Annotated in this window: 3 protein-coding genes; 1 reads left to right on the top strand and 2 read right to left on the bottom strand. The window is 72.4% G+C overall.

Annotated elements, in window-relative coordinates; genetic code table 11:
- Positions 1–636, top strand: a 636-nt coding sequence (locus P409_RS32315) for a LysE family translocator (protein ID WP_202964876.1), incomplete at its 5' end; no start/stop codon positions are given.
- A 3-nt stretch (positions 637–639) separates the two neighbouring features.
- On the opposite strand, the gene P409_RS32310 is transcribed toward P409_RS32315, so the two are convergent.
- Positions 640–1,629, bottom strand: a complete 990-nt coding sequence (locus P409_RS32310) for a Bug family tripartite tricarboxylate transporter substrate binding protein (RefSeq protein ID WP_034848266.1) — start codon at positions 1,627–1,629, stop codon at positions 640–642.
- Positions 1,630–1,730: 101 nt separating this feature from the next.
- A partial coding sequence (locus P409_RS32305; RefSeq protein ID WP_034848264.1) for a DUF3298 and DUF4163 domain-containing protein occupies positions 1,731–2,242 on the bottom strand: 512 nt, incomplete at its 5' end.

The following is a 2,242-nucleotide window of genomic DNA, read 5'->3' as shown; positions in this document are numbered from 1 at the left end:
GCTGGCGAGTTCGATCCTGGCGTTTCTCGGCGTGTCGGCGCTGGTCATCGTCACGCCCGGCCCGACACCGCGGTAACCGTGCGCAACACCCTGCTCGGCGGCCGCGCCGGGGGCATCTGCACCGCCCTCGGCGTCTCGGTCGGGCAGGCGGTCTGGGCCTTCGCCACCAGCCTCGGCATCGTCGCGCTGCTGGTGGCGTCCGAGCCGCTGTTCCTGGCGGCGAAATATGCCGGCGCCGCCTATCTCGTCTGGCTCGGCCTGCACGCGCTGCGCGCCGCCTGGCGGCCGGGCGAAGGGGAAAGCGCCGCCATCGCCGCCCTGCCGGCCCGGCGCCTGGGCCGTGGCGCCGCCTTCCGCCAGGGGCTGGTCAGCGATCTCGGCAACCCGAAGATGGCGGTGTTCTTCGCCAGCCTGCTGCCGCAATTCGTGCCGGCGGGCCAGCCGGCCTTCACCGCCTTCGTGGCCCTCGGGCTGGTGTTCAGCCTGATGACCTTCCTCTGGCTCGCCGCCTATGCCGTGGCGGTGGCCAAGGCCGGCGACATGCTGCGCCGGCCGCGCATCCGCCGCGCCATCGAGGGCGTCACCGGGGGCCTGCTGATCGCGCTGGGCCTGCGTATCGCGACGGAGCTGCGCTGAAGGCTACTGCGCCGTGGCGCCGGAGGCCTCGACGATCGGCTTGTACCGGGCCTTCTCGCTCTTGATATAGGCCGCGAATTCCGCGGCGGTGCTGCCGATCGGCTTGGCGCCCAGCGGCTCGATCCGGGCCCGCACCTCGGGCAGGCGCATGATCCGCTGGGCCTCGGCGCTCAGCTTCTCGACGATCGCCGGCGGCGTCCCGGTCGGCGCCAGCAGCCCCTGCCAGGAGGTGATGTCGAAGCCGGGAATGAACTCCGCCATCGCCGGTACGTCCGGCAGGGTCGGCGTTCGTTCCAGCCCGGTCACCGCCAACGGCCGCACGGCGCCGGCGCGCGCCTGCTCCATCGCCGTCGGGATGTTGTCGAAGATCATGTCGACATGGCCGGCGACGACGTCGCCCAGCGCCTGGGCGCTGCCCTTGTACGGCACATGCGTCATGTGTGACCCGACATGGATCTCGAAGGCCGCCGCGGCGAGGTGGATCGAGGTGCCGAAGCCGGAGGAGGCATAGCTGTGGCCGTCGGGCTCGGCCTTCAGCAGCGCGATCAGCTCCGGCACCGATTTCGCCGGGAAGGACGGGTTGACCACCAGCAGGTTCGGCAGCGTCGCGGCCAGGGAGATCGGCGCGAAATCGGCCTCGGCGTCATAGTCCAGGTCGTCCTTGAACACCCAGGGGTTGATCGCATGGGTGCCGACCGTGCCCATGCCCAGCGTGTAGCCGTCCGGCTCGGCCCGGGCCAGCGCCTCGGTGCCGATGCCGCCGCCGGCGCCGGGCTTGTTCTCGACCACGAAGGGCTGGCCGAAGGTCTTGCTCATCTCCTCGGCCAGCAGGCGGCCGAACAGGTCGGTGTTGCCGCCGGGGGCGAAGGGCACGATGACGGTGACCGGCCGGGTCGGCCAGGCCGCCGGGTCCTCGGCCAGGGCAGGGCCAACGGGAAGCAGCAGGGCGGGCAGGAGCGCGGCCAGGCAGGCGCGCGGCGCTGTCTTGGGCATGGGGTCCCCCTTCGGTGCGGGCGGACCTCATGCGCGGGTCCGCTTCCGCCGCCCACTATGCCAAAGGACCGGCTTCCTGGCATCCGCGAGCGGGGCCGACGCTAGCCCTTCGGCAGCGGCGCCCCCGGCTTCGCCGCCCGGCGGATCTCCGCCCAGGGCAAGACGCAGTCATACGGCCCCTCGGCATAGGCGCCGATGGCATAGGCGTCGTAGTGGATGGCGACGGCGTCGCCGCGGAACTGCCAGGCCTCGATCGACCGGATGCCGTCGGCCACCGCCTGCTCGGTCAGGTCGCCGTCGACCGCGTCGGGCGGGGCGCCGCGCTTCAGCTTCTCCTGCCGTAGCAGGGTGCGGCACCGATCGGTCAGGGCGGCGATGCCCTTGCCGTCGACCAGGTCGTCGACCTTGAGCGCCCGCCCCAGCGCCGGGCTGTAATTGGCGGCCGCCTGCACGCCCTGGCCATGCGCGCCGCCGTGGTCGACAGTGATGTCGAACACCACCGACACCAGCTCGCCGCTGTTGTAGGTGATCGCATAGCCGGCGTCGTAGCTGTAGCGCGGGTCGTCGTCGGCCGGGTCGTCCGCGGCCCCGCCGTCGCCCGCAGCAGCGCGTC

The sequence above is a fragment of the Inquilinus limosus MP06 genome (assembly GCF_000767795.1).
Classification (GTDB): domain Bacteria; phylum Pseudomonadota; class Alphaproteobacteria; order DSM-16000; family Inquilinaceae; genus Inquilinus; species Inquilinus limosus_E.
Note: the sequence above shows the minus strand (reverse complement) of the source record. Positions and strands in the feature narration are given on the sequence as shown.

What these genes read in the sequence shown, in the direction of transcription:
- P409_RS32310 (WP_034848266.1), bottom strand. Translation starts at nt 1,629, where the DNA reads ATGCCCAAGACAGCGCCGCGCGCCTGCCTGGCCGCGCTCCTGCCCGCC.